At 40.3% G+C, this 864-nt stretch carries 1 protein-coding gene; it reads left to right on the top strand.

Features of this window, described 5'->3' with window-relative positions:
- The coding region (locus tag ACFIK8_RS10615) for a chromosomal replication initiator protein DnaA (protein WP_375669405.1) at positions 1-733 on the top strand (733 nt) is incomplete at its 5' end.
- Between the last annotated feature and the right edge of the window lie 131 nt (positions 734-864).

Here is an 864-nt window from a genome sequence, read left to right as displayed (position 1 = left end):
TTTGATTATTGATGATATGCAATTTTTGCAAGGAAAATCGATACAGAACGAATTTTGTCATTTGCTCAACATGTTGCTTGATAGTGCGAAACAAGTTGTTGTTGCTGCAGATCGTCCGCCAGCAGAATTAGAATCACTTGATCTTCGCGTTCGGTCTCGACTTCAGGGAGGGGTTGCTCTTGAAATTGAAGTACCAGATTATGAAATGCGTTTGAAAATGTTACGCCAACGTTTAAAAGTGGCGCAACAAGATGATAACATGGTTGTAATTTCTGATGAGGTTTTGCAGTATATTGCTAAAACGGTTTTGGGTTCAGGGCGTGATATTGAAGGAGCATTTAATCAATTGTTGTTCCGTCAGTCTTTTGAATCTGATTTATCTTTAGAACGGATTGATGAATTGTTGGGTCATTTGACACGTTCAGGTGAATCGAAGCGTATTCGGATTGAAGAAATTCAGCGCGCAGTTGCGCGCCATTATAATGTTTCTAAGCAAGATTTATTGTCTAATCGTCGGACGCGTACAGTCGTGAAGCCGCGACAAGTTGCGATGTATTTGGCGAAAATGTTGACGCCTCGTTCGTTACCAGAAATTGGGCGTCGTTTTGGAGGGCGTGATCATACGACAGTTTTACATGCTGTCCGTAAAATTGAAGATTTGGTTTGTGATGATCAGACATTAGCCAAAGAGCTTGAATTGCTTAAGCGGTTGATTGGAGAGCAAGCTGCATAGCATTTATAATTTTCCCACTGTTATCGAAAGTCTTGCAGAGGAATTAATAAAGATGGTTTTTGCTTATACAGGAGTCACTTGCTATTTTAAAAGAGGTTGAGTAGAATTCAACGGGTGATTCTTTCAAGGGG

This window comes from Bartonella sp. MR168JLCBS (genome assembly GCF_042194175.1).
The sequence above is the reverse complement of the archived record's forward strand: the minus strand, read 5'-3'. Positions and strand labels throughout refer to the sequence as shown.